Genomic DNA, 26,161 nt, shown 5'->3' with positions numbered 1-26,161 from the left:
TCAGCCCGGGGCGGGGGGTAAGAGTCGGGTCACCTGTTGACAGACTGGTATGGCAGTGCTTGAATGGCAGTCGTTGTTCCAATGCGGGGACAAGAAAAAACGTCTGGCCATGCCGCATCATTGAAGCTGTGCATCCGGCCAGACCCGTAGAACAGAGGGGTTCATGACGGCAACAATCCAGATCGGCGCCACCCAGCGCTCATCCAAAGACCTGATCAAAACAGCAGTATCCGGCTGGCTCGGCACGGCCATGGAATACATGGACTTCCAGCTTTACTCGCTGGCAGCCGCCATCATCTTCCCCAAAATCTTTTTCCCCAATTTCGACCCCGTAGTGGGCCTGCTGGTCGCGTTCATCACCTACGGCGTGGGCTTCCTGGCCCGTCCGGTCGGCGCCTGGTTCTTCGGACGCATGGGTGACCGTGTGGGCCGCAAGAAGGTCCTGGTCATCACCATCATGATGATGGGCGTGTCCACCATGCTCATCGGCTTCCTGCCCGGCTACGCCCAGATCGGCATCGCTGCGCCGGTCATCCTGGTGTTGCTGCGCCTCGCCCAGGGCTTCGGCGCCGGCGCTGAACTCTCCGGGGCTTCGGTTATGCTGGCCGAATACTCCCCGCCGAAGAAGCGCGGCCTGATCGCCTCCTTCGTCTGCCTCGGCACCAACTCCGGCACGCTGCTGGCCGCCGGCCTGTGGGTCCTGCTGACCCTCCTGCCCGAAGAAGCCCTCATGAGCTGGGGCTGGCGCCTGCCGTTCATCGCCAGCATCGGCATCACGCTGTACGCCCTCTGGATGCGCCGCAACCTGAAGGAAAGCCCCGTTTTCGAGGCCACCCGTGAGCAGGAAATCGCCGACGCCGCTGCTGCCGCCGCCTTCGCCGCGACGTCCGGCACCGCCGTCCGGCAGTCCACACAGGCCTCCGCACCGACCACCAAAGCCAAGCGCAAAGGCAAGGCCTTCTTCCTGGCCATGGCTCTGCGGATCGGCGAATCCGGCAACTCGGCCATGATCCAGACCTTCCTCATCGGCTACATCGTCACCGGTCTGAGCATGGACAAGAGCGTGGGCACCTTCGCGCTGCTGATCGGCTCGTTCCTCGGCTTCGCCACGGTTCCGCTGGCCGGCTGGCTCTCCGACACGGTGGGCCGCCGCACCATGTACCGCGCCCTGTCCGGCTTCCAGATGTGCTTCGCCATCCCGGCCCTGCTAATGATGCAGTCCCGCGATCCGTTCCTGGTTTCGCTGGCCCTGATCATCGGCCTGTCCGTCTCCGTGCTGGGCATGTTCTCGGTCCAGTCCGCCTACGTCAACGAACTCTTCGGCTCCCGCAACCGCTACACCCAGCTGGCCATGGCCAAGGAAATCGGCGGCGTACTCTCCGGCGGCCTGGCCCCCATCATCGCCGCAGGCCTGCTGGCCCTCTTCACCAACTCCTGGTGGCCGGTTGCCGGAATGATGGTCCTCTACTCCGCCGTCGCCTTTGTGGCCACCTTCTTCGCCCCCGAAACCAAGGGACGCGACCTGACCCTCGTGGAGGACGCAGTATGAAAGCAGTCGTTGTCCATTCCGCCGGAGACCTGCGCCTCGAGGACCGTCCGGACCCGGACTGCCCGGCCGGCTCGGTGATCGTCGACGTCGAATACGGCGGCATCTGCGGCTCCGACCTCCACTACGTCAGCCACGGCGCCTCCGGGCTGAGCCTCCTGGCCGATCCCATGGTGCTCGGCCACGAGGTCGCCGGCCGGATCTCCCAGCTCGGCGAAGGCGTGACGGGCTTCGCGGTGGGCGACGCCGTGACCGTCCACCCCGCCGTGTCCTGCGGCGAATGCGCCGACTGCCTCGCCGGACGCACCAACCTCTGCCCGCAGGTCACCTACTACGGCAGCGCCACGCACCGGCCCCACACGGACGGTGCCTTCGCCTCCCGCAAGGCCGTCCCGGCGGGCCAGCTCCGCCGCCTGCCCGACGGCGTCACCACCCGCCAGGCCGCCGTCGCGGAGCCGCTCGCTGTGGCCATCCACGCCGTCGGCCGGGCCGGCAGCCTCGCAGGAAAGGACGTCCTGGTGAACGGTGCCGGGCCGATCGGCGCGCTGCTGGTGGCCGCCGCCCGGCGCGCCGGCGCAGCCAGCGTTGTCGCCAGTGACCTCTCGGAGACTTCGCTGGCGATCGCCAAACGGATGGGAGCCGACGACGTCGTGCTGGTGGGTTCCGGCGCGCAGCTTCCCGAGGTGGATGTTGCGTTCGAGGCCTCCGGCGCTGCCCGGGCCCTGGGCGGTGTCCTGGCGGCCGTGCGCCGCGGGGGGACCGTGGTCCAGGTGGGCAATCTGCCGGCCGGGCCCGTGACGGCCGAGCTCGCCGCTCTGGTCTTCCGGGAGATTGATTACCGCGGGACCTTCCGCTTCGCGGACGAACTGGATGACGCCCTCGCGTACCTGGCGGACGGGCTGGACGTTGAGCCGCTGCTGACCCACACGTTCGACGCCGGTGACGTGGCCGAGGCATTTGCGGTCGCCTCGGACCGGGGGACCGGCTCGTCGAAAGTCCTTCTCAAGTTTGTCTGACACAATTGCATGGTGAACCGAGCATCCTTGGAAAAGCGTCCGGACGAAGTAGCCACGATGTTTGACGACGTCGCACCTAAGTACGACGTCGTCAACGATGTCCTCTCCATGGGACAAACCCGCCGCTGGCGCAGGATCGTGGTGGACGCCATGGACATGAAACGGGGCCAGCGCGTGCTGGACCTGGCTGCGGGAACCGGCACCTCCAGCGAGCCGTATGCCGATGCAGGCATAGATGTCATCGCCTGTGATTTCTCCCTCGGCATGCTCAAGGTGGGCAAGCGCCGCCGCCCGGACATCAACTTCGTCGCCGGCGACGCCACCAACCTGCCGTTCGCGGACAACAGCTTCGACGCCAGCACCATTTCCTTCGGGCTGCGCAATGTCAACGAGCCCAAGAGGGCGCTGGCCGAGATGCTCCGCGTCACCAAGCCCGGCGGCAAGCTGGTCATCGCCGAGTTCTCCCAGCCCGTGGTTCCGCTGTGGCGCACCATGTATACCGAATACCTCATGCGTGCCCTGCCGGCCATCGCCGTCAAGGTGGCCTCCAACCCGGACGCCTACGTGTACCTCGCCGAATCCATCCGCGCCTGGCCGGACCAGGACCACCTGGCCGCCTGGCTGCAGGAATCCGGCTGGGAAAAGGTCACGTATCGCAACCTGACCGGCGGGATCGTGGCCGTGCACCGTGCCACCAAACCGCTGGAATCCACGCCGGAGGGTGCCGCGGAAGCCATCGCCGCGCACAAGGGCCCTGTGGCCAAGCTTCGCCGCAACATCGTCCGCTGAACGGCATGAATGTTCTGATTGTCGGCGCGGGGCCAGCCGGTTCAACCGCCGCGTACTACCTTGCCAAGGCCGGCATCAACGTGACCGTCGTGGAAAAAACCAGCTTCCCGCGCGAGAAGGTCTGCGGCGACGGCCTCACCCCGCGGGCGGTCCGCGAAATCCAGAAGCTCGGCTTGCCGCACCCTGAAGCGGACGGCTGGCGCCGGAACAAGGGCCTCCGCCTGATCGCCGGCGGACGCACCATCGAACTGCCCTGGCCCGAGGTGTCCGACTTCCCGCAGTACGGCCTGATCCGCACGCGCCTGGGCTTCGACGAGGAACTGGCCCGCCACGCCCAGGCCGCCGGCGCCGAAATCCTCGAGCGGCACAGCGTCACCGAAGCCCTGCGGTCTGAAGACGGCCGTGTGACCGGTGTCCGCGCAGCGCTCCTGGACGAGTCCGGACGCAAGACGGGGGAGACGCGCGACTTCAGCGCCGACGTCGTACTCGCCGCAGACGGCAACTCCACCCGAACCGCCGTGTCGCTGGGCATTCACAAGCGCGACGACCGCCCCCTCGGCGTCGCCGTCCGCACGTACTTCACGTCACCCCGGCACGATGACGACTGGATGGAAGGCTGGCTGGAGCTCCCCGGCCGCGACGGAAAACTGCTCCCCGGTTACGGCTGGGTGTTCGGCGTGGGCGACGGAACCTCCAATGTGGGCCTCGGCATCCTGAATTCGTCCCGAGAATTCGGCAAGCTCGACTACAGGCAGGTCCTGCGCGAATGGACTGCCGGCATGCCCGCCGAGTGGGGCTTCACCCCGGACAACCAGGTGGGCGAAATCCGTGGCGCCGCGCTGCCCATGGGCTTCAACCGCACCCCTCACTACTCGCCCGGCCTCCTGCTGCTGGGCGACGCCGGTGGCATGGTCTCGCCGTTTAACGGCGAGGGCATCTCCTACGCGATGGAATCGGCACGGTTCGCGGCCGAGTTCATCATTGACGCGTCCGCTCGCTCCTCTGCTGCAGGGGCAACCTACGACGCCGACGCGCACCTGGCGGGGTACGCGGACTATGTGCGGGGCCAGTGGGGATCGCACTTCACGCTGGGCCGGGCATTTGCCGCGCTGATCGGAAAACCCGCCGTCATGAAGCTCGCGCTGCGGACCGGGATGCCCATTCCCGTGCTGATGCGCTTTGTGGTGCGGCTGCTCGCAAACCTGACCGACCCGGCCGCGAAAGGCTTCGAGGACAGGGCCATCCGCGTCCTGGAGTCACTGGTTCCGGCCACATCCAATACAGCGTCGGCCTCGAATCAGCGGTATCCGCAACAAAAAGTTAGGGTTAACCAGTGACTAACTCCGCAGACCACAGCTGGACGCACGCCGGGCACGGCCTGCCGGACTCCGAACCCAGCCTCAATACCACCGCCATTGCCACGGAATTGCAGCTGCCCGCCGGCTTTGCGGCCATCGCGGAGGACGCCGAACTGGGCCCCGCGATCACCAATAACCTGGCCCGCGTGGAGAAGAAGCTCCGCGAGGCCATTGCCAACTCAGACCCGCTGGCTGATGCAACGTCGCGTCACCTCGTGGAAGCCGGTGGCAAGCGTATCCGGCCGCTGCTGACGCTGCTGTGCGCCCACCTCGGCGACGCCTCGCTGCCCGCTGTTGTGCAGGCTGCCGTGGTGGTGGAGCTGACCCACCTGGCAACGCTGTACCACGACGACGTTATGGATTCGGCCCCGTTCCGCCGCGGCGCCCCCACGGCCCACGAGGTCTGGGGAAACTCCGTGGCTGTCCTCACCGGCGACCTCATCTTCGCCCGCGCGTCCATCCTGGTGTCCGAGCTGGGCTCACGCGCGCTTGGAATCCAGGCCCGGACGTTCGAGCGCCTGTGCCTGGGCCAGCTGCACGAAACCGTGGGCCCGCGCCCGGACGAGGACCCGGTGGAGCACTACCTGTCCGTCATCGCGGACAAGACCGGTTCCCTGGTGGCCGCGTCCGGCCAGCTCGGTGCCATCTTCGCCGGTGCCGACGAGGCCTACGAGGAGCTCCTGGTGGAGTACGGTGAAAAGGTGGGTGTGGCCTTCCAGTTGGCGGACGACGTTATTGACGTCACCGGCGTCAAGGTGAAGTCCGGCAAGTCACCGGGCACGGACCTTCGCGAAGGTGTGCCCACCCTGCCTGTCTTGTTCCTGCGGCGCGATGCGGCGGCCGGTGACCAGTCCGCCGTCGACCTTTTGAAGCTCATTGATGGGGACCTGAGCTCCGATGCTTCCCTGGCTGCCGCCGTTGCCGGGCTGCGCGAGCACCCCGTGACAGCCGAGTCCTGGGTGATCGCCCGCCGCTGGGCCGACGAAGCCATTGCCGCGCTGGCGCCGCTTCCCGAAGGTGTTGTGAAGTCTTCGCTGGCCAACTTCGCCCTGGCTGTGGTGGACCGCGCCAGCTGATTCTCTTGGTGTGCAGCGGGGCCTCGGCGGGTTTGAACCTGGCCGGGGCCCCGCTGTTTGCTTGGGTGAGTTCGTTAAATGCGATAGCCCCGGTTCTCAGCAACGAAACGAATCACACGTTGCGTCGAACCGGGGCTATATCTCCGTTCGCATCAGACCCGCCGGAGGCGTTTAGCGGATCCGTGAACAGTGTATGACAGCTCTGTCACAGGGTGCAAGCCTGCTGTTACTGCGCGTGTCACAGGCCTTTTCTTCCTCTCTTCGTCTCATTCGTGGGGCACATTGAGGCCTCCGGTGGGCATTCCGGGCTGGAGGGACAGAGTGTCCGTGGCGAAGTGCCCCACGACGGCGCAGTTGTCCACATGCGGCATCTTGGGTCTGCCCTTTGCTGTTATCCGCGTTCACCGTGGAACGATGGATATTGAGACTTTTCTCGGCACGCGAGCCGGCGTGACCCGGGCGTCGACGCTCCGCGAGGCCGGATTTTCCCGGGCCTCCGTCGACAAGGCACTGGCGGCCGGGCGGGTTGTGCGGATCCGACGAGGCATCTACAGCATGCCGCGTGAGGCAGGCGTATTCGCCCTGGCGCTGCAGCACAACGCTCTGCTGACGTGTCTGTCGGCTGCCCCCATATACCAGCTGTGGACGCTTCATGAACCAAGATCCGTGCACCTCAGTCCAGGGCATAAGGGGACACCGCCGGGGACGCTGGCCCACGGCCGATGCCCCCACCCGGCCCACCCATGGCTGCCGGTGGCCGGCCTGGCCGATGTCCTGATTCATTCGTTGCGTTGCTTGCCCGCAGTGGAATCGCTGGTCATGCTTCAGTGCGCAGCCCAGAGGGGCGACATAAGCCTGGATTTCCTGCGGCGTAAGCTCCCCGGAAACCGGAATGCCCGCGCCAGGGCCGTTCTGGACATGGTGATCCCTCGGGCGGATTCCATCCTGGAGGTGCTGGCCAACCGCCACTTCCGGCGGGCGGGACTCCATGTCCGAAGGCATGTGGAACTTCCCGGGGTTGGGGAGGTGGACTTTCTTATCGAGGAGTGCCTCGTGGTGGAAACCGACGGTGACACTCACCTGGAGCCCAGGCAAGTTAAGAAGGACCGAAAGCGCAACAACGCCACACTCATCGGTGGTCGTCTTGGCCTTAGATTCGGCTATGACGACGTCGTCTATCACCCTGACCGCATGGTTGGCCAGGTGTTGGCGGTACTGGAACAGTCGCGGCAGGGGGCTTTCGGTGCGAGGTGAGTCGCGCCGTCGTGGGGCACTTTGGGCGACGTTTCCGAAGAAACTGGCTTAGGAAGCGGCGCGTCCGTGTCGAAGTGCCCCGTTTCGGCCGGACAGGGCACAAGGGCACAGGCGGGGAGGACCCTAGTTTTCTTCCTCGTCGTTGAAGGCCCACTCGAACATGTCGAAGACGAATTCGGAGAACGTGCCTTCTTCGCTCTTCCACTGGCCGCGGGCGTTGTTGCGGCGGTACACGATGGGGTCAGGGATGCCGAGGTCGCCCACACGGAAGCCCCAGGTGAACTGTTCTTCCTCATCCTCGAGGAACATCAGGAAGCCTTCGTCATCCACTTCCAGCTCTTCGGGATCCCAGAAGTAGTGGTACGCCTCCATGATGTCCTCGCAGCCGCCCACCGCCAGGTAAAACTCGCGCAGGGCCAGGGGAACCTGGAACTGGTGCTCGGCGAGGGCCGCGTCCAGTTCATCCGCAGGCAGGCCGTCTTCTTCCTGCCATTCGTCCTCGAGATGGGTCGGAACAAGCGCGCGGAACTTCTCGAGGAACATGTCAGTCATGCTCATATCCTAGCTAACTGCGGCCCGCTCCCGAGCCGCTGCCAGCCCCATCAGCCCCGCCACCACCGGAGCCCCGCCGGTGCAAGCCATGTACGGCCAGCGGGACATACCAGGACCGGCGCCAGGCAACCACGCGGAACGCGAACACCACGGCCGCCACCGCGCACGCCGTCAATGCGTTGAAGGCCCCTGTTACCCAGAGCAGCGCGGTCAAGGCCGCCCCACTGAAGGCCGGCAGCGCGTAGAGGTCCCGGGGGTTGAACAGCTGGGGCACCTCGTTCGCGGTGATGTCCCGCAGCAGGCCGCCACCCACCGCCGTGGTCACGCCGAGCAGCACGGCGGCCACCGGATTCATCCCAAAGGCCAGGGCCTTCAGCGTTCCGGTGATGCAGAACAGGGCCAGCCCGCCAGCGTCGAACAGCACCAGCAGCGAGGTGTACCGCTGCACGCTGGAGTACAGGAAATACACCAGGACGGTGGCCAGGACCGGGGGAACCAGATACGCGGGGTTGGAGAAGGCCGCCGGTGTGGTGTTGAGGATGATGTCGCGGATGACGCCGCCGCCGAGGGAGACCAGGGACGCCAGCAGCAGCGAGCCCACCAGGTCGAACTGTTTCCGTGCCGCCAACAAGGACCCGGAGACGGCGAAGAAGAAGACCCCGGCCAGGTCCAGCCACACCAGGTCGATGTCGAACGGCAACGTGTCGAACGGCAATGTCATGAGGCGTCCCGGCGGTTTCATGGTGGGCGGACAGGGCGGCTCCAACGTTACGCTAGCCCCTATGAACAACCCGATCATGATCGCCTGCGCCCATGGGACATCCAGCACGCAGGGCGCCGCGGTGGTCAACGCGCTGCGCGCTGACATCGCCGCCTTGCGCCCTGGCCTGGACGTGCGGGAAGCCTACGTGGACGTCCAGCAGCCGGACCTCGTAGACGTGGTGGCGGGCCTGCCCGCAGACTCAACTGCCGTCGTCGTGCCGTTGTTGCTGAGCGTGGGCTTCCACGTCAAGGTGGACATCGCCCGGGCCGTGAAAAGCCGTCCGGGGAGCCTGGCTGCCGCGCCGCTCGGCCCGGACCCGCGGCTCGCAGCCCTGCTGGACCAGCGCCTCCGCGAAGCCGGCGTGACGGACCGTGACGCGATCGTCCTCGCCGCGGCCGGGTCCTCCAACCCGAAGGCCGCTGTCAGCGTGGAAGAGCTCGCCGCCCAGCTCAGGGCGCTGCGGCGGAACCGGATTCTGCCCGCCTACGGTGCCTCTGCCCAGCCGTCGGTGCCCGACGCCGTCGCCATGCTCCGCCTGGAACTGGAAGGGGGTGCCGGGGCGGGGGAGTCCGCGGGGGCCGTGGACGACGGCGGCCGCGTGGTGATTGCCTCGTACCTGCTCGCGCCGGGGTTCTTTCACGACCAGCTGGCCAAAGCCGGAGCCGACCTCGTGACAGAACCACTGCTGCCCTCGCCGGTGCTCGCCGAGATCGCGCTGGAACGGTTCGACGCCGCCGTCGCCCACGGTCAATAGCCGCCCGCCAGGAAACGGCAACCCAGCACAGCGGGCGGCCTTCTTCAAGGCTCTCCGGCGGTTCGTGACGAATTGTTTCCCTAGGTGACCTCCCGTTTCCGGACCTTTGTGACGCACTTCGGCAGGCACCTACAGTCGATGCATGACTGATACAGCTCTAGCCGGAGCGTCCGTGGACCCCGCCGCCGCCAAGCGCCCCGCGCGCGCCTCCCGCCCCGCTGCCAAGCCGCACGGGCAGTGGAAAGTGGACGGCAAAACCCCGCTGAACGCCAACGAAACCTGGAAACAGGAAGACGACGGCCTCAACGTGCGCGAGCGTATCGAGACCATCTACTCCAAGGACGGCTTCGACGCCATCCCCAGCCAGGACCTCCACGGCCGCTTCCGCTGGTGGGGCCTGTACACCCAGCGCAAGCCCGGGATCGACGGCGGCAAGACCGCCACGCTCGAGCCGCACGAGCTCGAAGACAAGTACTTCATGCTCCGGGTCAGGATCGACGGCGGCGCCCTCACCACCGAGCAGCTGCGCGTCATCGGCCAGATTTCCGTTGACTTCGGCCGGGATTCCGCCGACCTCACCGACCGCCAGAACATCCAGCTGCACTGGATCCGGGTGGAGGACATCCCCGAGATCTGGAAGCGGCTTGAGGGTGTTGGCCTGTCCACCACCGAGGCCTGCGGCGACGTGCCCCGTGTCATCCTGGGCTCGCCTGTGGCCGGCATCGCCAAGGACGAAATCATCGACCCCACGCCGCTCATCGCGGAGCTGGGCGAGCGTTTCATCGGCAACCCGCTGCTGTCCAACCTGCCGCGTAAGTACAAAACCGCCATCACCGGCCACCCCAGCCAGGACGTGGTCCACGAGATCAACGACTTCGCCCTGGTGGGCGTCCGCCACCCCGAACTGGGCGTTGGCTACGATCTCTGGGCCGGCGGCGCGCTGTCCACCAACCCGATGCTCGGCAAGCGCCTCGGTGCGTTCGTGAAGCCCGAGGAGGCTGCCGAAGTCTGGCTCGGCGTCACCAGCATCTTCCGCGACTACGGCTACCGCCGCATGCGCACCAAGGCCCGCCTGAAGTTCCTGATGGCCGACTGGGGACCGGCGAAATTCCGCCAGATCCTCGAGGACGAATACCTCGGCTACAAGCTGGCCGACGGTCCCGCCGCGCCCAAACCAACCACCCCGGGCGACCACATCGGCGTGCACGAGCAGAAGGACGGCAAGTTCTTCATCGGCGCCACCCCGCTGGCCGGCCGCCTGTCCGGCGCTCAGCTGGTCAAGCTCGCGGACACCCTTGAGGCCCGCGGCTCCTACCGTCTGCGCACCACCCCGCACCAGAAGCTCGTAGTGCTGGACGTTGCCAAGGACCACGTGGAACCGCTGGTTGCCGAGCTGGACGCCCTGGGCCTGTCCGCCCGCCCGTCCGTGTTCCGCCGCGGCACCATCGCCTGCACCGGCATCGAATACTGCAAGCTGGCCATCGTGGAAACGAAGGTCACCGCAGCCACCGCGGTCGCTGACCTGGAACGCCGCCTGGCGGACCTCGCGGAGTCCGGCGAACTGCCGCACGCACTGTCCCTGCATATCAACGGCTGCCCCAACTCCTGCGCCCGCATCCAGACCGCGGACATCGGGCTTAAGGGCATGATGCTTCCCACGCCCGACGGCGACCCCTCCCCGGGTTTCCAGGTCCACCTGGGCGGCGGGCTGGCTTCCGACAGCCGCGAAGAGGCAGGCCTGGGACGCACCGTCCGCGGCCTGAAGGTGTACGTCGAGGACCTGCCGGACTACGTGGAACGCGTGGTGCGCACTTTCGTGGCCAAGCGTTCCGAAGGCCAGACGTTCGCCGAATGGGCCCACGCAGCTGACGAGGAGGCCCTCCAGTGACCAACGCTCAGCCGGCGGCATCGCCTGCCAAGCTCCGCACCCATGACGAGCTCAAAGTCATCGCCGAGTCCGGCGCTGCCGAGCTCGGCTGGGACGCCCCCGCCCGCGACGTCATCGCCTGGGTGGAGCGCAACTTCGACCTGTCCTCTGTTGCCGTTGCGTGCTCCATGGCCGACGCCGTCCTGCCGGCCCTGGTCGCAGACCAGCTGCCCGGCGTCGACGTCCTGTTCCTGGAGACCGGCTACCACTTCCCGGAAACCTACGCCACACGTGATGAGGTGGCCGCGAACCTCCGCGTCAACGTGGTGGACGTGCTTCCCGAGAACACCGTGGAACAGCAGGACCGGCTCCTGGGCAAGGACCTCTTTGCCCGCGACGCCGCCCAGTGCTGCGCCCTCCGCAAGGTGGCCCCGTTGCGCCGCACGCTGGCCGGCTACGAACTCTGGTTCACCGGCGTCCGCCGCGACGAAGCCCCCACCCGGACCAACACCCCGCTGGTGACCTGGGACGAGGTCAACGGCCTGGTCAAGGTCAACCCGGTGGCCGCGTGGACGTTCGACCAGCTGGTCCAGTACTCCGACGACAACCTCCTGCCCGTCAACCCGCTACTTTCCCAGGGTTACCCCTCCATTGGCTGCCAGCCCTGCACCCGCAAGGTGGCGCCCGGAGACGACCCCCGCGCCGGCCGCTGGGCAGGCACCGACAAGACAGAATGCGGACTACACGTATGAGCACTTTCCTAACTGAGGAGACCACCCAGGTGACTGAAGCCGCCGTATCCACGCGCCTCTCCAGCCTGGACACCCTCGAGTCCGAAGCGATCCACATCATCCGCGAAGTCGTGGCCGAGTTCGAGAAGCCTGCGCTGCTGTTCTCCGGCGGCAAAGACTCCGTGGTGATGCTGCACCTGGCCACCAAGGCGTTCTGGCCGGGCAAGGTCCCGTTCCCCGTGCTGCACGTGGACACCGGCCACAACTTCCCCGAGGTCATCGGCTTCCGCGACCGGACGGTGGAGCGGCTGGGACTCAAGCTCGTCGTCGGGAGCGTCCAGGAGTTCATCGACCGCGGCGAACTCGCCGAGCGTGCTGATGGCACCCGTAACCCGCTTCAAACCGTGCCGTTGCTGGACGCCATCTCGCAGAACAAGTTCGACGCCGTCTTCGGCGGCGGACGACGTGACGAGGACAAGGCCCGCGCCAAGGAGCGCATCCTGAGCCTCCGTGACGAGTTCGGCCAGTGGGACCCGCGCAACCAGCGCCCCGAGCTGTGGAACCTCTACAACGGCCGCCACACTGTGGGCCAGCACGTCCGTGCGTTCCCCATCAGCAACTGGACCGAGCTGGACATCTGGCGCTACATCGAACGCGAGAACATCGAGCTGCCGGGCCTGTACTACGCCCATGACCGCGAAGTGTTTGCCCGCGACGGCATGTGGCGTGCGGTGGGCGAGGTTTCCCAGCCGCTGCCGCACGAGGAAGTCATCGTCAAAACCGTCCGCTACCGCACCGTGGGCGACATGTCCTGCACCGGTGCGGTTGAGTCGGACGCAGCCACCGTGGGCGACGTTGTGATCGAAGTTGCCGCCTCCACCATCACCGAACGTGGCGCCACCCGTGCAGATGACCGCATCTCCGAGGCCGCCATGGAAGACCGCAAGAAGGATGGTTACTTCTAAATGAGCACCGAAACTTCATTCCTGGCCGCCGAGCTGGAAACGGCCCTGCCTACCACTTTGTTCCGCTTCGCCACCGCCGGATCGGTCGACGACGGGAAGTCCACTTTGGTGGGCCGCCTCCTGCACGACTCCAAGGCGATTCTCGCTGACACGCTCGACGCCGTTGCCCGGACCTCCTCCGACCGCGGCTTTGGCGGCGAGAAGGGCGGGATCGACCTGGCCCTCCTGACGGACGGCCTGCGTGCCGAGCGGGAGCAGGGCATCACCATCGATGTGGCCTACCGTTACTTCGCCACAGACCAGCGCAGCTTCATCCTGGCCGACTGCCCCGGGCACGTCCAGTACACCAAAAACACGGTGACCGGCGCGTCCACGGCGGATGCCGTCGTCGTACTCATTGACGCCCGCAAGGGTGTCCTGGAGCAGACGCGCCGGCACCTGTCCGTGCTTCAGCTGCTGCGCGTGGCGCACGTGATTGTGGCCGTGAACAAGATCGACCTGGTGGACTTCAGCGAGTCCGTGTTCCGCGAAATCCAGGCCGACGTGCAGCAGGTGGCCCGCGAACTGGGCATCGGCTCCGCCGAGCTGGGCAGCGCGGACCACATCGATGACCTGCTGGTGATTCCGGTGTCCGCCCTCGACGGCGACAACGTGGTGGACCGTTCCGAACGCACCCCCTGGTACGACGGCCCGGCCCTGCTCGAGGTCCTCGAAACCTTGCCGGCCGCGGACGAGATCGACACGCAGCTGGAGAGCTTCCGCTTCCCCGTGCAGCTGGTCATCCGGCCGCAGGGTGCGCTGGCTCCCGATGCCGTTGCCGGTGGCCTGGATGTTGAGGCCTTTCGTGACTACCGCGCCTACGCCGGCCAGATCACCGAGGGGTCTGTGAAGGTGGGGGATTCGGTGTCAGTGCTGACCCCCGGCCAGGCTGCCCGCACCACCACCGTGACCGGCATCGATTTCGCCGGCGAATCACTGCAGGAAGCGTTCGCCCCGCAGTCTGTGGCGATCCGCCTGGCGGAGGAATTCGACGTCGCCCGCGGTGACACTATTGCCGCCGCCGGGACCTTCCCGGAGGCCACCGCTGACCTGTACGCCGCGCTGTGCTGGCTCTCGCCGAAGCCGCTGCGTGAAGGCGCCAAGGTGCTGGTGAAGCACGGCACGCGCACTGTCCAGGCGCTGGTCCGCAGCGTCAGTGGCAAGCTCGACCTGGCCACGTTCAAGCTCGAGGGCGCGTCCAGCCTGGAGCTGAACGACATCGGCCACGCGCAGCTGAGGCTCTCCGCGCCGCTGCCGTTGGAGAACTACCTGCACCACCGCCGGACCGGCGCGTTCCTGGTGATCGACCCGCTGGACGGCAACACGCTGGCCGCGGGCCTGGTCAAGGACCACCCCGGGGACCACGAGGACGAGCGCTACAGCATCTGAGTTTTACCCGAGACCGCGGCTTGTTCGCAGATCCTGGCCTTCACGGGCCGGTTTTGCGAACAAGCCGCGGTTTTGTCGTTTCGTATCCTTGGCAGGAGGTGGTCCGGGTCGCAGTCACCGTCGGAGAACTGGACGATGCCATCTTCGGAGCGGCATAGGCGGCCCAGGCCATCATCCAGTAGGGATACAGGTAGGCAACGGCCTCTGGCGACACCGAATGCGCGCCACTGCTAAGGGGAAGGGGCAAAGCGGCTCTTCAAGGTTCCCGGGGAATGGTCTGCTGAGATGAACGCTTATGCTGCCATCCGGGCTGCACTTCTCAAGAGGATACGCGATTTGTAGTTGTCCGGGTTCCGGTAGCCTCGCGCCGTGCGTTTGATGTGCTTTATCGCTGTGTTATTCGCCTCGACTTTGGCTGTTGTCGCGCCGGTGACAATGAGGACTTCGATCTCATTCCACCAGCGGCAGACGGTGCGGTAGAGCCTGTTGGTCTCGGGCATTGCTGCCCGTTCCACGAGGTCAGCAAGCGCGTTCTTCGCCGCACCCGCGTCCTCCAGGGAACTTGTGTTCAGTAGGGTGCGGAGCTGCTCCTTCACCTGCCAGGCGACCTCGAGGCTGCCCGTCGGGTCATCAGCGGCGAACACCCCGGCGAGTCGGTGGCGGGCGCGTTCTGAAAGGTTTTCGTTTGCTTTCAGCAGCAGCATCCGGTTCGCCCACGCCGGGTCCGTGGCCCTGCCCCGCCGGCCCCTTACCTGCTGGGACAGGCCCTGACGGACCGTGGTGAGCATGTCGTTGGCCAGCATCGTCACGTGGAAAAGATCCACCGACACCGCCGTGCGCGGCAACCACATCCGCAGCGCCTTCCGGAACGCCGCGGACGGGTCAATCGCGACGACCTGCACCCCCAGCCGCCAGTCCAGCGGCCGGGCGAAGAGCCAGTCGCCGACACCCTTGTGGTCGCGTCCGTCCACGATGCCCAGGACCTGCCCGGTGTCCAGATCCACGATCGTTGTCATCCACGGTTCATACCGGGTCCAGGCCTTCGTGCCGGAGTCCTGGAAGAACCGCACCGACCGGTACCGGTGCTCGTCGATGCCCAGCATCCGCGGCGAAAGGAGGTCCACGTCGGGCAGGCGGAGCGCGGCCTCACCGATGACCTGTTGGACCAGCCACCACGAGATCCCGAACGCCGTGGCCGTCTCGGATACGGCACGGCCAGAATCGATGACCGCGTCCACCAGCGTCTCCCGGAGCCTGCGTGTAGATCGTGCCCGGCGAGGGACCTGAGGGGTTGCCTCGCAAAACGATTTCCGATCGCATAAGTACTCGTCGCAGAACCAGCGCCGCTTGTCCCAGAGGAGCACTACGGAGCCGGCGACCGGGATGTCGCGGAGCTTCTGGCAGCGGCGTTCCTTGACCCGGGAAGCGATGACCCCGCAGCTCGGGCAGCCCGGCGGGAAGGTGGACTCCACGGTGACATGACGAACCCCGTCAGGGAGCACGGCAGTAGCCAAGACACGATAATCATGCAGGTTGAAGATCATGCTGGCAGCATCATGGCCAGCCCAAGTAGGCTCTATCAAGGCTCGTGGTTCCTGTTCAGGTTGAATGCGTAGTAACACTCATCCCAGCAGGACCACGAGTCCTTTGCTGACTACAACACGAACCTATTTCCCCGGGAACCTTGAAGAGCCGGCAAAGCCGCGCCTGTCAAAGGTCCCTTGGGGACGCATCCCTTAGAGGCGGTTGTGGAAGCGGTACCCGCAGTACCCGGCTCGGAGTGTGCTCGCTGGAGGAGTTTGTCCCCGAAGTCCGGGGGTGATCGCACGCGGTTAGTTGGGAGATAACAGCAGGGGTGCTGCTGCTTCAGCCATCTGTTTATGGTTGTGGGCGGCACCTGGAATTACCGACAGGGCCCAATTGAATTCGTCGCCTTCCTGGGCAGCGTTCCGTGCGGCCTGGTAGAAATTCAAGCCTCGAGTGAGTCTGTTGTCTCCTTGGGCATCTGTTCTTCGGTCACGTTGAAGGAGCGGGTCCTTCGGATCTATGTCGTTGGCTCCCAGCAGGATGACGAGGCGCCGCGTAAAGGCATTCCGCAACTCCTTGGATGAAAGCGAAGAATTCTTTACTCCGTAGGGAAAATCTATATCCTGATCCGGCATCGTGTACCAGCCGGCATTTGCTGCAACGGCAATTCGGACATGGTTTTCCGCAGTGAACTCCATGAAACGGTGCACGAACTGGCCACCCGCTGAGTGCCCAAAGAGGGCGTAGTCTTTGGCCTTGCTGTTTGTGTCGCGGACAACCGCTTCGAAGAGGGCTTCGACCATGTTGAAGCTCCAGGCCTCGGGCGGATTGATATTCCCGTTGGTGTCCAGGACGTTGCCTTGGTTGTAGGAGGACGCTCCTGGGTAGTCGTCTCTTGAGAATTCGAGCACCAGCAGCAGGGTGTTGCGCTCTTGCACTATCGGCAGCCAGTCCTCCCTGTAGGCTTCCCCATCCCGGTGGGCTCCGGTCATGACCATCAGGATTTGGGCCGACGATGGATCCTCCGGCGCGTGATACCAGACCTTAATGGGCTGGTCGGACAGCGGGCCGTCCCAAGAAAAGGAGAAATTTCCCTTAGTGCCTGGCTGGATCATGCTCGTCTGTGGGCCGGTGCCGCCGGGGGCTGGCATGTTTTCTCCCTGATTGGATTTTCTTGTTTTTTGGCGGTCGTCTCCTGCCAGGAAGGTGCTCGTCGCAAGGACTGCCAGCACTGCGACGAGCCCAGACGCTAGCACTCCACGGAGCCACTTACGCCGTTTTGGTTGACCACGGGGTATGGTCACCTCGGCGGCTCCAGGCAGCGGCATGGCATTCTGGCTACAGTGCCTTGGATCTGCAGGGCTGGATTGATAACCGACATGATACCCAGCATCTGCGGAGCACTACACGGCTGGGTTTGGAATCCTGTTACGAAGTTATCTGTGACAATGCATTTCACCGCCACTTGCGTAGGTGCATCCCGGCTCAACTCCAAGCTGAGCATCAGGCCGAAGCCCTGTTTTCCATAGGAATCGTAGCGCCCTGGCGTGCCAAATACGAAGTTACCTAGGTTGTACGCGACCGGAACATCCCCAATAAATTCGATCTTGTCTGCGATGTGGCTACCGGTACCGACTATCGCGTCGTAGCCAGCGGCAACCATTACCTGGGCCCAATAACGCTGCTGTGGTTGTGTGTCAGTGTAATTGTCTCCCCAATGCACGTAGCCGATCACCCAGTCAGCCCCCGCAGCGGTGGCGAGGTCGTAACCGCGCTGCACTGTTCCGGGGCTGAACGCCACGGTGCCGGGACTAATCTCGGTGGCCGTTGTCGCCTTGCCGAAGTTTTCGCCGAGTGACACCACGCCTATCGTCCCCAATTCGGTGCGCAGCATCAAAGGCCGCTCGGCCTCGGTCAGGTTGCGCCCGGCACCAAAAGTGGCCATCACGGAATTACTGGCAACCTTCATAGTGTCTTCAAGTCCTGCGAGTCCCATGTCCATGGAATGGTTATTGCCTAGGCCGATAGCATCAATGCCAGCCTTCGATAATGCCCATGCTCCTTTTGGTTCGGCCTTATACGAGTATGCCTTTCCGGGGTTCAGCGGCTGGGTCTGGGACGTCATCGGCCCCTCAGCGTTGGCTATCACGAAGTCTCCGTCTATGAGCGGTGCAACCGCTGCCAGCGCCGTGTCATGCCCCAGCGGGTCCAACATCGGGGTTTCGCCGTCCCCCAGCATGGTGTCGCCAAGGAATTGGACAGACCACCGGCCCTCAGTGAGATTGCCGGCCGGCACGACGATGGCCTGAACGTCCGGTGCCTGCTTCGCCCCGTAATTGGCTACGATCGCGCCCGTACCGGCGAGGGACACTGCCAGCGCCATTGCCATGAGGAGCCTGTCGCGTTTCTTCGGATGCATGGGGCTACTCCCTTTTCAGGCTGGTTCCGCTAATGCGTGGATCTGTGCCCGTTCGGACGTGCTCAACCTCGGCAACGGAGGGTGGGGACGACGCTGGGAGGTTCGTCTCCAGCCAAACCCGGTCCCGGTACTCTTCACCGGTCATCACTTCTGCGATGGTCCCCTTCGACAGAACCACTATCTTGTCCGCCAGTGCGAGCTCTTGGGGATCCTGGGTAGCCAGCAATACTGTTCCCTGGAATCTTCTTAGCGTGGTTGCGAAGGCTTCCTTCGCGGCCTTGTCCAAGCCAAGGGTTGCCTCGTCCAAAAGCAGGATAGGGGGATTGCCCATCAGTGCCCGGGCAAGTGCTATCCGTTGCCGCTGGCTCTTGGACAGGTTGAGCCCGCCTTCGGCTATCCAGGTCTGCGGACCGTAGGGCAGGTCTGCGAGGGCTTCGTCCAGCCCGGTTGCCGCCAGCACCCTGTCAACGTCCTCTTGCGACGCGTGGGGGGCGGCATAAGTGAGGTTCCGCCACAGCGATCCCCGCATCAGTGGCAGTTCAGGACCCATGGCCCCTATCCACTGGGCGGCCGACCGGAGTGCTGTATTCGCCAGCACCTGGCGGTCGATGATGACGCACCCTCGGTCAGGATCGACTGTTCTGGAGACCAACCCGAGCAGGGACGTTTTGCCGCTCCCGCCCTCTCCGGTCACAGCAACCACTTCACCCGGTCTAACATGCAGATTGATATCGTGGAGGGACCCCGTTACCGATACTGAGGAAAACTCGATTGCGCCGTGACGGACCTTAAGGGGACCGTGGTCGTTGCCGTCCATGTCCCTGCTCGAACTGCGAAGGTATTCCTTGATCTTGCCGACGGAGACCTGAGCACGGTGCCAGTAGTCGTGGGACAACCCCAGGGTACGCACCGGACTGGAGAGTTGCCGGGTGACAACGACGAATGCAATAACGGTCCCGATGCTCGCGGTTCCCTGCCGGACTTCGAACAGCCCGGCAGTAAGGACGGCTGCCAGTGCCAGCAGGGCAAAAGCGGTTGCGACGCCACGAAGGTAGCCGCGCAGGCGGGCAACCCTGATGAGCGCACGGGTGAGTTCATCGTTTTGGTGTGAGAGGCGTGCGTACTCTCCCGCTGAGCGCCCGAAAACCTGCACCACAGGTTGGGCGTTGAGCTGCTCGTCGAGGTTGCTCATGACGAGTGAGCGGCGCCGGCGCATGATGCGTGTTGCCTGTCGCATTCGTTGTCCGGCGACCACCGAGGCCGCGGCCCCGGCAGATATTGCCGCAACGATCGCAAGTGTCATCCAGAAACTGAAGAAGAACAGTACTGTCAGGGTGCCGACCAGCACTAGGACCGCTATCATCCCGCTGAGCACTCCGCGGCTGATCCACATCCTGGTCATCGAAAGGTCACCAAGAAAGCGAAGAAGCAGGCCTCCTCGAGCCCTGCCCTGAAATTGCCGGGGTGCCATACCCTGAAGGTGCGCGTACATTTTCATCCGCAGGTCCCGAACCACGTTGTAGCCTGCCGTCTCGGCTACGTTGAAGGCCATAGCCCGGAGCCAACCGTGGAGCAAGGCGACAGCGCCCAGGATTGCGGCCTGAACCAAAGTCCAGCGCCACTGCAGGTCGGCAGCAGCTCCTACAGTCACCGGTTCGAAGTTGTCCACGATGCTGCGTAACAATAAGACGTAGGACACCAAAGTAAGGACCTGCGCCAGTCCGATCGCAGTGACTTTCGCGAAGACGCTTGCTGGGATCCGGTAAAGCCTGTCCTTGTCAGCCACCGCGCTTACCACGCGTCCGGGCTGCCAGCGGAAGTCGCCGGCCTCGGGAATCCGAACAGCCCCGGCCGTGGCCGCGGCCGGGGCTGGTCAGGAGATGCGTTGAAGGGGCCAATCAGCACCTCGCTGGTCGCGGGGACTTGCTGAGCCTCGATCGCGGATTGGGCCTTGTCCGCGCTTGCCGCGTGAAGGATGTCGGAGATTCCAAGCAGAGGGGCTGCCGTCGCTGGACTGGTGAGCTCCTCGCGGGTCAGCACCGGCAGCCCCGTCACGGCCTCGGCTTCCCGAATCGCCAAGGGTGAGCGGGTAAGAAGCCCAGTAACAGCCAAGACATTATGTCCAAGTTTTTGCAAATGACTTACGCCGGCCATCGCACCCATCGAGTCAGGCGCAGCGAAGATTACTGCGTCAATCATGGACCGGAAAACCTCGGACTCCAGCAGCCGGGACGTCTCGCCTTGGTAGATGCCGTCGGCGACTTCCACGAGGTTTAGATCAGTTCCTGACGCCGTGAGGTGATTGATCAGCTCGCCGAGTTTGGCCTCCACCACATCCATAGGCTGACGGTAGGTAGAGGCCAGTCCAACGTCAGTAAAGTCCAGCATCAAGTGGGCGCCGGCATCGAGCATGCACCAGTAATCGTTTCCGGACCCCGTCCCGGTTGCTTTCGCAGCGCCCACGCGGACACCCGCCTTGCCCAGGCCGTGGACGAGGCAGTGGACAGTGGTGGTCTTACCGGAATTCATCGCCGTTCCGATGACCGCTATTGTCCGGGGACGGGGAAGCTGCGGCCTGACTGGCTTCAGAGCGAAATCGTCTACGTTCAGAGGGTTGCCCTTGGCGTTACCAACCAGACCGATGGGCTCGATTTCCGTTGCCCGCCTGACTGCCTGACTGCGGCTGAGTACTTCAGAGGCAATACCACCCGATGCCACCAGTTGGGCTTGGCCCAGTGTCGCGGGAACCTGTGACTCAAATTGGTCAGTGGCATACCTGTCGCCGTAGGTGACGATGATTTCATCGTCGTCGTGCAGCACGGCTCGGCGTCCGTTTGGCTGCTCGATGTGACGGTGATGGCCCAGTTGGACGATACGCGCAAGGACGAAGTCGCCGGACCTTGGGCGGACCGCCCCGGAGATCAGCGAACTCATGCTGTTTGGCAATACTCGTCTAGTGGTGAAAGCAACCTTTGCCTTTGTAACTCGATCCGCTTCCAGTGGCTTAACCCATACGCGTCGGTTCGTCGTCATATGTGGCACCGTACGCGGTGCTTTGGTACGGGATAAGGGAAGGTTGTACCCCTTCTGTCAGCACCGCTCACGCGAACTCCCGGAATTGGTACGCAGTTTTAGGCAGGGCACTACTTGAGACAGAAGGCCCCTAGTCAGCCGTTCCGTTGGAGTAGGCGCATTAGTGCAGGTCAGAGGGGTATCAATGTGTTGGAAGCCACATAAGAGACCGGAGCGCCGAACGAGGCCACTTTGCGTCCAGTGTCACAGGCAAAACCCCCTATTTTGTCATCAAGCAGCAGTATGGCCCTCTTCTCACCACTAGGCATGTGACGCTGCATGAACCCGCGTGACCCCCCGTTTCTGCTTCATTGAATGGGTTTATGTCTCTCCCTATGGTGAAACAATGACCAGTTCAAGGCCCGGGATGACCCGCATCGTGGCAGGCGAAAACGCAGTACCCCAGCGCAAACGCGCCGTCGAGGCGGCGTTGGCGATCGCACTCGTCCTCCTGATCGCTGCCGGTGCCGTGGTGGCGTCCACCATTTCCCGCAATACGGCGGCTGAGGCAGCCATCCCGTCGCCCAGTCCGGCCGCAGAACTGAAGCTGGGCTACTTTGGAAACCTGACCCATGCCCCCGCCCTGGTAGGCCTGAAGGAGGGGATATTCGCCCGGAACCTGGGCGACACCAAGCTCAGCACCGAAACTTTCAACGCCGGACCCGCCGCGATCGAAGCGCTGAACGCCGGCGCCATCGACGCCACCTACATCGGCCCGAACCCCGCTATCAACTCGTTCGTCAAGAGCGAAGGGGAGTCCGTGAGCATCATTGCCGGTGCCGCTGCCGGTGGTGCGCAGCTGGTTGTGCGTCCCGGGATCACGTCCGCGGCCGAGCTCAAGGGAAAGACCCTGGCGTCGCCGCAGCTGGGCGGGACGCAGGATGTGGCCCTCCGCGCGTGGCTTGGCTCGCAGGGCTACAAGACCAATGTGGGCGGCAGCGGTGACGTGGCCATTAACCCCACCGAAAACGCCCAGACGCTGAAACTGTTCCAGGACGGAAAGCTCGACGGCGCGTGGTTGCCCGAGCCCTGGGCCTCCCGTTTGGTGCTCCAGGCCGGAGCCAAGGTCCTGGTGGACGAAAAAGACCTCTGGGACGGCTCGCTTTCCGGCAAGGCCGGCGAGTTTCCCACCACCGTCCTGATCGTCAACAAGAAGTTCGCCGCCGCGCATCCGGAGACCGTGAAGGCACTGTTGAAGGGCCACGTCGAGTCGGTGGCATGGCTGAATGACACGCCCGATGCACAGAAAACGGCCGTCATCAACGAGGCCCTGCAGGAATCGGCAGGCGCGGCGCTTCCCGCCGATGTCCTTGATCGGGCCCTGAAGAACGTGGTGTTCACAGTGGATCCGCTCGCGGGAACCTACCCCAAGCTCCTGGAAAACGGGGTGCAGGCCGGCACCACCAAGCAGGCGGACATCACGGGACTGTTCGATCTCCGGGCCCTGAATGAAGTCACCGGGACCGCCCGCCGGGTCTCCGCTGCCGGCCTCGGCCGGGACTGACCGCCACCTACCGCACCACTACCTAAGGACGGGACCATGCCAGTCGTACTGGAAAACCTGGGCAAGCGCTTCGGCGACGGCGCCCCGGTGCTCGACGACGTCAACGCCACCATCGGCGCGGGCGAATTTGTAGCCCTCCTCGGTGCGTCTGGCTGCGGCAAGTCCACGCTGCTGAACATCATGGCGGGACTGGACGTCCCGACGTCGGGCGCCCTTGAAGTGCCCAGCGACGGCGCAGCTTTTATGTTCCAGGACGCCGCCCTCTACCCCTGGCTGACCGCCCGGGAGAACATCGAACTGGCCCTGAAGCTGCGACGTGTGGGGAAATCTGAACGCCGGAGCAAGGCCGATGAGCTGCTCGAGCTGGTGCACCTCGGCGGGGCCGGGGACAAGCGCCCGCATGAGCTTTCCGGCGGTATGCGCCAGCGCGTGGCGCTGGCCCGGGCGCTGTCGCAGGACCGGCAATTGCTGCTGATGGATGAGCCGTTTGCCGCCCTGGACGCGATCACCCGCGACCTCCTGCATGACGAGCTGGAACGCATCTGGAAGGAAACCGGGCGCACCATCGTTTTTGTGACCCACAATGTCCGCGAGGCCGTCCGGCTGGGCCAGCGCGTGCTGCTGCTGTCGTCGCGCCCCGGCCGCGTGGTCCAGGAGTGGGCCGTCACCGAGGAACACCGAACCGACGCCGGCCTGGCCGGACAGCTGACCGGGGTCATCACCGCCCGGCTGCGGGAGGAGATTCGCCGCCATGCCAAATAACCCCACGCCCCTCGCCGGGAGCGCCCCGCTGGTCGCAGCTGAGGCTGAGACTGAGCCGGAAACCATCAAAGTCCACGCCGCCCTGACGCGATCCTCCACCGGGCACGAGGATCTGCGCGAGCTCGAGGCCGGGCTGGATTCGCTGCAGTCCGATGCCGCGCGCAAGCACCGGATCGACTGGGGCCGTGTGCTCCTGCCCGTCGCGGCCCTTGTGGCCCTTGTCCTGATCTGGCAGTTCTACGTTTCCCTTGGCCTCAAGCGCCGCGACCAGGTTCCCGGTCCGCTGGATGTCCTTGGCCAGTTCGGTACCCTCTGGGGCGAGGCCAAACTGCAGGAAGCGGTGTGGACTTCGCTGCAGCGCGGGCTGGTCGGGTTCCTGATCAGCGTTGCCATCGCCACCCCGGTGGGGTTGCTGTTAGCCCAGGTCGCGCCGTTGCGCAGGGCCTTCGGGCCGCTGATTTCGGGACTCCAGGTACTGCCGTCTGTGGCCTGGGTGCCCGCGGCCATCATCTGGTTCGGCCTCACGGACGCCACCGTCTACTTCGTCGTCTTTATGGGCGCGATCCCGTCCATCATCAACGGGCTGATCTCCGGCGTGGACCAGATCCCGCCGCAGTACCGCCGCGTGGGCACGGTTCTGGGCGCCAACCGCTTCCAGATGGCCGTGCAGATCATCCTGCCTGCGGCCCTGCCCGGCTACCTTAGCGGGCTCAAACAGGGATGGGCGTTCTCGTGGCGGTCGCTGATGGCCGCGGAAATCATCGCCGTGGGCGGCACCATCGGGTTCGGCCTCGGCTCCATGCTGAACCAGGGCCGCGACCTGTCCGACATGACCATCGTGATGTCAGCGATCCTCCTGATCCTGGCCGTCGGCATCCTGATCGAACTGTTGGTGTTCGCGCCGATCGAGAAGCGCCTCCTCCGCAGCCGCGGCCTCCTCGCCGGCAGCACCCGCTAACCCTCCATCCAACGCGGGGTCAGATCCGGCCCGATAACCACCGTCTATTGGGCCGGATCTGACCTCGCGTTGGTTTCTAGTGCCCAGCAGCGCCCGACAGCCAGTCCCGTCGGTCTGGCAGACTGGCGCCATGACTGTCAGCTTCGTGTGCCGCACCGCATCCGCCCTCCCGCGGGAGCGCCTGTTCGATCTCGCACGCAGCATTGAGGCGCACCTGGATTCCCAGAAAGTCGCCGGGGAACGGGCGGTTGGCGGGGTCACCTCGGGCCTGATTGGTGAAGGCCAGGAAGTGACGTGGGCGGCCCGGCATTTCGGCGTCCCGCTGAGGATCACAAGCCGGATCACCGCACTCGACTTTCCCAACAGTTTCACGGACGAACAGGTCAGGGGCCCATTCAAAAGGTTCCGGCACGTCCACGAGTTCGAGACCACGGCCACCGGCAGCATCATGACGGACCGCGTGGAGTTCACGGCACCTTTTGGGATCCTGGGCCGCCTGGTGGGGGACCTGGTCCTGCGCCGCTACCTGCAGCGGCTCATCACCGACCGCGGCCGGTTCGTGGCCGGCCTTGAGGACTAACGGGTCCCGAGGCTAAGCCTGAGGGAACGGCGGCGGCCCCAGGATCTCGATGCCGCCGTTCAACCGCCCTGATTCACGGATGCGGCCGAAATCCACAACGCCTGTTCCTTCGCCATCAACCAGCGGTTCGCTCGCGCCAAAGTAGAACGCCTGGGCGCCGCCGGGGGTGTGCAGGCACAGCATGCGGGTCCCCTCCTGAAGGACTTTGAAGGCGTGCGGGACTCCCCTCGGCGCGATGACCACGCCACCCGCCGCGATCCGGTGCTCCGTGCCGTCCATGTTCATCAGGATCTCGCCGGCCAGGATGTACATGGTTTCGTCCGAATCCGGGTGTGTGTGCAGGGGTGTGACTTTGTCGAGGGCCATTTCGTCCTCGAAGAGCAGGAACGCCCCGGCAGTGTCTTCCTCGGTCGCCTTCCAGGTCTGCACCCCGCCGCCGAAGAACCAGCGCCTGGCCCCTTCGCCGGGCTGCCGGACAACTGCGGATGTTGAATTCTTCGTCGTCATGGTGGTCGCCTCGAGAGTGGTCGGAAGACTTATGGGACTCGTGTCCCATAACAAGACTGGAGTACCATAAAGATCATGTCAAGACCCTATGTAGACGTCGGCCGCACCGGCCAGAAGCGCCGCACCCTTGATGCGCTGGTAGCTGCGGCGCGCCAGCTTGTTGCGGATGGCGCCGCGCCCACGGTGGACGACGCCGCACTGTTGGCCGGAGTGGCCCGCAGCACCGCCTACCGGTACTTCCCTGGGCAGCGGGAGCTGCTGGCTGCAGCCCATCCGGAAACCGCAGCCACGTCGATGCTGCCCGAAAATCCGCCGGCCGACGTCGCCGAGCGGCTGGACGCCGTGGTGGTCGCCTTCACCCGGATGATCGTCGAGACTGAAGGGCAGCAGCGCACCATGTTGCGGCTCTCGCTCGAACTTCCTGTGGGCCAGGAGCGGAGCCTGCCCCTCCGGCAGGGCCGCGCCATCGCCTGGATCGCAGAGGCCCTGGCCCCGCTTCAGCAACAAATGTCCGAGATGGAGATTCATCGGTTGGTCCTGGCGATCCGCAGCGCCACAGGCATTGAATCCCTGGTCTGGCTGACTGATGTCGGCGGCCTGAGCAGGGAGGAGGCGGTCGCTTCTATGCGGTGGACTGCCGGTGCACTCCTGAAGCGGGCGCTGCTGGACGGACCCCCGGAACGCGGCTGACACGTCCGCCCCGTTGCACCGGAATATGCCGCGACTCCCGGTT

Annotated in this window: 24 protein-coding genes; 16 read left to right on the top strand and 8 right to left on the bottom strand. The window is 65.0% G+C overall.

Annotated elements, in window-relative coordinates; genetic code table 11:
* The first annotated feature begins 163 nt into the window (after positions 1-163).
* The 6 genes from ACQCSV_RS15905 to ACQCSV_RS15880 all read left to right on the top strand — a co-directional run bounded on the left by ACQCSV_RS15905 (position 164) and on the right by ACQCSV_RS15880 (position 7,039).
* Positions 164-1,549 (top strand): MFS transporter, encoded by a 1,386-nt coding sequence (locus tag ACQCSV_RS15905; RefSeq protein WP_426938767.1) that lies wholly within the window; start codon positions 164-166, stop codon positions 1,547-1,549.
* Positions 1,546-2,562 carry an L-idonate 5-dehydrogenase gene (locus tag ACQCSV_RS15900; RefSeq protein WP_354153199.1) on the top strand — a complete coding sequence of 339 codons (1,017 nt, stop codon included), beginning with the start codon at positions 1,546-1,548 and terminating at the stop codon, positions 2,560-2,562. Before ACQCSV_RS15905 ends, ACQCSV_RS15900 begins: the two co-directional genes overlap by 4 nt.
* Before the next feature lie 12 nt (positions 2,563-2,574).
* Positions 2,575-3,351, top strand: a complete 777-nt coding sequence (locus ACQCSV_RS15895; RefSeq protein WP_354153200.1) for a demethylmenaquinone methyltransferase — start codon at positions 2,575-2,577, stop codon at positions 3,349-3,351.
* A 5-nt stretch (positions 3,352-3,356) separates the two neighbouring features.
* Positions 3,357-4,688: a geranylgeranyl reductase family protein gene (locus ACQCSV_RS15890; RefSeq protein WP_426938766.1), complete on the top strand. Its 1,332-nt coding sequence runs from the start codon at positions 3,357-3,359 to the stop codon at positions 4,686-4,688.
* Positions 4,685-5,785 (top strand): polyprenyl synthetase family protein, encoded by a 1,101-nt coding sequence (locus ACQCSV_RS15885; protein ID WP_354153202.1) that lies wholly within the window; start codon positions 4,685-4,687, stop codon positions 5,783-5,785. Before ACQCSV_RS15890 ends, ACQCSV_RS15885 begins: the two co-directional genes overlap by 4 nt.
* Positions 5,786-6,199: 414 nt before the next feature.
* Positions 6,200-7,039 (top strand): type IV toxin-antitoxin system AbiEi family antitoxin domain-containing protein, encoded by an 840-nt coding sequence (locus ACQCSV_RS15880; RefSeq protein WP_354222769.1) that lies wholly within the window; start codon positions 6,200-6,202, stop codon positions 7,037-7,039.
* A gap of 123 nt (positions 7,040-7,162) precedes the next feature.
* On the opposite strand, the gene ACQCSV_RS15875 is transcribed toward ACQCSV_RS15880, so the two are convergent.
* Both ACQCSV_RS15875 and ACQCSV_RS15870 read right to left on the bottom strand, forming a co-directional pair.
* Positions 7,163-7,591 (bottom strand): hypothetical protein, encoded by a 429-nt coding sequence (locus tag ACQCSV_RS15875; RefSeq protein ID WP_193341890.1) that lies wholly within the window; start codon positions 7,589-7,591, stop codon positions 7,163-7,165.
* Between the two features lie 13 nt (positions 7,592-7,604).
* Positions 7,605-8,312, bottom strand: coding sequence for a trimeric intracellular cation channel family protein (locus tag ACQCSV_RS15870; RefSeq protein WP_426938765.1), 708 nt, complete (start codon positions 8,310-8,312; stop codon positions 7,605-7,607).
* 61 nt (positions 8,313-8,373) lie between these two features.
* Between ACQCSV_RS15870 and ACQCSV_RS15865 the strand changes: the two genes are divergently transcribed.
* From ACQCSV_RS15865 to ACQCSV_RS15845, 5 genes are all read left to right on the top strand, one after another.
* Positions 8,374-9,108 carry a CbiX/SirB N-terminal domain-containing protein gene (locus ACQCSV_RS15865; protein ID WP_354222771.1) on the top strand — a complete coding sequence of 245 codons (735 nt, stop codon included), beginning with the start codon at positions 8,374-8,376 and terminating at the stop codon, positions 9,106-9,108.
* A 142-nt stretch (positions 9,109-9,250) separates the two neighbouring features.
* Positions 9,251-10,996, top strand: a complete 1,746-nt coding sequence (locus tag ACQCSV_RS15860; protein WP_354153206.1) for a nitrite/sulfite reductase — start codon at positions 9,251-9,253, stop codon at positions 10,994-10,996.
* Positions 10,993-11,727, top strand: a complete 735-nt coding sequence (locus ACQCSV_RS15855) for a phosphoadenylyl-sulfate reductase (protein ID WP_354222773.1) — start codon at positions 10,993-10,995, stop codon at positions 11,725-11,727. Before ACQCSV_RS15860 ends, ACQCSV_RS15855 begins: the two co-directional genes overlap by 4 nt.
* Complete coding sequence (gene cysD, locus ACQCSV_RS15850; RefSeq protein WP_354153208.1) at positions 11,724-12,671, top strand: sulfate adenylyltransferase subunit CysD; 948 nt, start codon at positions 11,724-11,726, stop codon at positions 12,669-12,671. The genes ACQCSV_RS15855 and cysD overlap by 4 nt, the downstream gene beginning before the upstream one ends.
* Positions 12,672-14,099, top strand: a complete 1,428-nt coding sequence (locus ACQCSV_RS15845) for a GTP-binding protein (RefSeq protein WP_354153209.1) — start codon at positions 12,672-12,674, stop codon at positions 14,097-14,099.
* A gap of 293 nt (positions 14,100-14,392) precedes the next feature.
* Here the strand turns inward: ACQCSV_RS15845 and ACQCSV_RS15840 are convergent, their stop codons facing one another.
* The 5 genes from ACQCSV_RS15840 to ACQCSV_RS15820 all read right to left on the bottom strand — a co-directional run bounded on the left by ACQCSV_RS15840 (position 14,393) and on the right by ACQCSV_RS15820 (position 20,979).
* Positions 14,393-15,682, bottom strand: coding sequence for an ISL3 family transposase (locus tag ACQCSV_RS15840; RefSeq protein ID WP_426938764.1), 1,290 nt, complete (start codon positions 15,680-15,682; stop codon positions 14,393-14,395).
* Positions 15,683-15,931: 249 nt separating this feature from the next.
* Positions 15,932-16,858, bottom strand: a complete 927-nt coding sequence (locus ACQCSV_RS15835; RefSeq protein ID WP_354222775.1) for a hypothetical protein — start codon at positions 16,856-16,858, stop codon at positions 15,932-15,934.
* A 68-nt stretch (positions 16,859-16,926) separates the two neighbouring features.
* Positions 16,927-18,045, bottom strand: a complete 1,119-nt coding sequence (locus ACQCSV_RS15830) for a CapA family protein (protein ID WP_354153211.1) — start codon at positions 18,043-18,045, stop codon at positions 16,927-16,929.
* 4 nt (positions 18,046-18,049) lie between these two features.
* Positions 18,050-19,831, bottom strand: coding sequence for an ABC transporter ATP-binding protein (locus ACQCSV_RS15825; protein ID WP_354153212.1), 1,782 nt, complete (start codon positions 19,829-19,831; stop codon positions 18,050-18,052).
* Between the two features lie 5 nt (positions 19,832-19,836).
* Positions 19,837-20,979, bottom strand: coding sequence for a DUF1611 domain-containing protein (locus ACQCSV_RS15820; RefSeq protein WP_426938763.1), 1,143 nt, complete (start codon positions 20,977-20,979; stop codon positions 19,837-19,839).
* 505 nt (positions 20,980-21,484) lie between these two features.
* Here ACQCSV_RS15820 and ACQCSV_RS15815 point away from each other — a divergent pair.
* From ACQCSV_RS15815 to ACQCSV_RS15800, 4 genes are all read left to right on the top strand, one after another.
* Positions 21,485-22,621 (top strand): ABC transporter substrate-binding protein, encoded by a 1,137-nt coding sequence (locus tag ACQCSV_RS15815; protein WP_354153765.1) that lies wholly within the window; start codon positions 21,485-21,487, stop codon positions 22,619-22,621.
* A 36-nt stretch (positions 22,622-22,657) separates the two neighbouring features.
* Complete coding sequence (locus tag ACQCSV_RS15810; RefSeq protein WP_354153214.1) at positions 22,658-23,383, top strand: ABC transporter ATP-binding protein; 726 nt, start codon at positions 22,658-22,660, stop codon at positions 23,381-23,383.
* Positions 23,373-24,341: an ABC transporter permease gene (locus tag ACQCSV_RS15805; protein WP_354158018.1), complete on the top strand. Its 969-nt coding sequence runs from the start codon at positions 23,373-23,375 to the stop codon at positions 24,339-24,341. The genes ACQCSV_RS15810 and ACQCSV_RS15805 overlap by 11 nt, the downstream gene beginning before the upstream one ends.
* 130 nt (positions 24,342-24,471) lie before the next feature.
* On the top strand, positions 24,472-24,921 hold the full coding sequence (locus tag ACQCSV_RS15800; protein WP_426938762.1) for an SRPBCC family protein: 450 nt from the start codon (positions 24,472-24,474) through the stop codon (positions 24,919-24,921).
* 12 nt (positions 24,922-24,933) lie between these two features.
* On the opposite strand, the gene ACQCSV_RS15795 is transcribed toward ACQCSV_RS15800, so the two are convergent.
* A complete protein-coding gene (locus ACQCSV_RS15795) occupies positions 24,934-25,428 on the bottom strand; it encodes a cupin domain-containing protein (protein ID WP_354153217.1) in 495 nt (164 codons plus the stop codon).
* A gap of 75 nt (positions 25,429-25,503) precedes the next feature.
* On the opposite strand from ACQCSV_RS15795, the gene ACQCSV_RS15790 reads away from it, so the two are divergent.
* Positions 25,504-26,118 carry a TetR/AcrR family transcriptional regulator gene (locus tag ACQCSV_RS15790; RefSeq protein ID WP_426938761.1) on the top strand — a complete coding sequence of 205 codons (615 nt, stop codon included), beginning with the start codon at positions 25,504-25,506 and terminating at the stop codon, positions 26,116-26,118.
* The last annotated feature ends 43 nt before the right edge of the window (positions 26,119-26,161 follow it).

Origin of the sequence: Pseudarthrobacter sp. S3, assembly GCF_050156905.1 — a bacterium.
In the GTDB taxonomy this organism is placed as follows: Bacteria; Actinomycetota; Actinomycetes; order Actinomycetales; family Micrococcaceae; genus Arthrobacter.
Note: the sequence above shows the minus strand (reverse complement) of the source record. Positions and strands in the feature narration are given on the sequence as shown.

Excerpts from the sequence above, each read along its gene's own strand:
- ACQCSV_RS15905 (WP_426938767.1), top strand. The coding sequence starts at position 164 with ATGACGGCAACAATCCAGATCGGCGCCACCCAGCGCTCATCCAAAGAC.
- ACQCSV_RS15900 (WP_354153199.1), top strand. The coding sequence starts at position 1,546 with ATGAAAGCAGTCGTTGTCCATTCCGCCGGAGACCTGCGCCTCGAGGAC.
- ACQCSV_RS15890 (WP_426938766.1), top strand. The coding sequence starts at position 3,357 with ATGAATGTTCTGATTGTCGGCGCGGGGCCAGCCGGTTCAACCGCCGCG.
- ACQCSV_RS15880 (WP_354222769.1), top strand. The coding sequence starts at position 6,200 with ATGGATATTGAGACTTTTCTCGGCACGCGAGCCGGCGTGACCCGGGCG.
- ACQCSV_RS15875 (WP_193341890.1), bottom strand. The coding sequence starts at position 7,591 with ATGACTGACATGTTCCTCGAGAAGTTCCGCGCGCTTGTTCCGACCCAT.
- ACQCSV_RS15870 (WP_426938765.1), bottom strand. The coding sequence starts at position 8,312 with ATGACATTGCCGTTCGACACGTTGCCGTTCGACATCGACCTGGTGTGG.
- ACQCSV_RS15865 (WP_354222771.1), top strand. The coding sequence starts at position 8,374 with ATGAACAACCCGATCATGATCGCCTGCGCCCATGGGACATCCAGCACG.
- ACQCSV_RS15860 (WP_354153206.1), top strand. The coding sequence starts at position 9,251 with ATGACTGATACAGCTCTAGCCGGAGCGTCCGTGGACCCCGCCGCCGCC.
- cysD (WP_354153208.1), top strand. The coding sequence starts at position 11,724 with ATGAGCACTTTCCTAACTGAGGAGACCACCCAGGTGACTGAAGCCGCC.
- ACQCSV_RS15845 (WP_354153209.1), top strand. The coding sequence starts at position 12,672 with ATGAGCACCGAAACTTCATTCCTGGCCGCCGAGCTGGAAACGGCCCTG.
- ACQCSV_RS15830 (WP_354153211.1), bottom strand. The coding sequence starts at position 18,045 with ATGCATCCGAAGAAACGCGACAGGCTCCTCATGGCAATGGCGCTGGCA.
- ACQCSV_RS15820 (WP_426938763.1), bottom strand. The coding sequence starts at position 20,979 with ATGAGTTCGCTGATCTCCGGGGCGGTCCGCCCAAGGTCCGGCGACTTC.
- ACQCSV_RS15815 (WP_354153765.1), top strand. The coding sequence starts at position 21,485 with ATGACCCGCATCGTGGCAGGCGAAAACGCAGTACCCCAGCGCAAACGC.
- ACQCSV_RS15810 (WP_354153214.1), top strand. The coding sequence starts at position 22,658 with ATGCCAGTCGTACTGGAAAACCTGGGCAAGCGCTTCGGCGACGGCGCC.
- ACQCSV_RS15805 (WP_354158018.1), top strand. The coding sequence starts at position 23,373 with ATGCCAAATAACCCCACGCCCCTCGCCGGGAGCGCCCCGCTGGTCGCA.
- ACQCSV_RS15800 (WP_426938762.1), top strand. The coding sequence starts at position 24,472 with ATGACTGTCAGCTTCGTGTGCCGCACCGCATCCGCCCTCCCGCGGGAG.
- ACQCSV_RS15795 (WP_354153217.1), bottom strand. The coding sequence starts at position 25,428 with ATGACGACGAAGAATTCAACATCCGCAGTTGTCCGGCAGCCCGGCGAA.
- ACQCSV_RS15790 (WP_426938761.1), top strand. The coding sequence starts at position 25,504 with ATGTCAAGACCCTATGTAGACGTCGGCCGCACCGGCCAGAAGCGCCGC.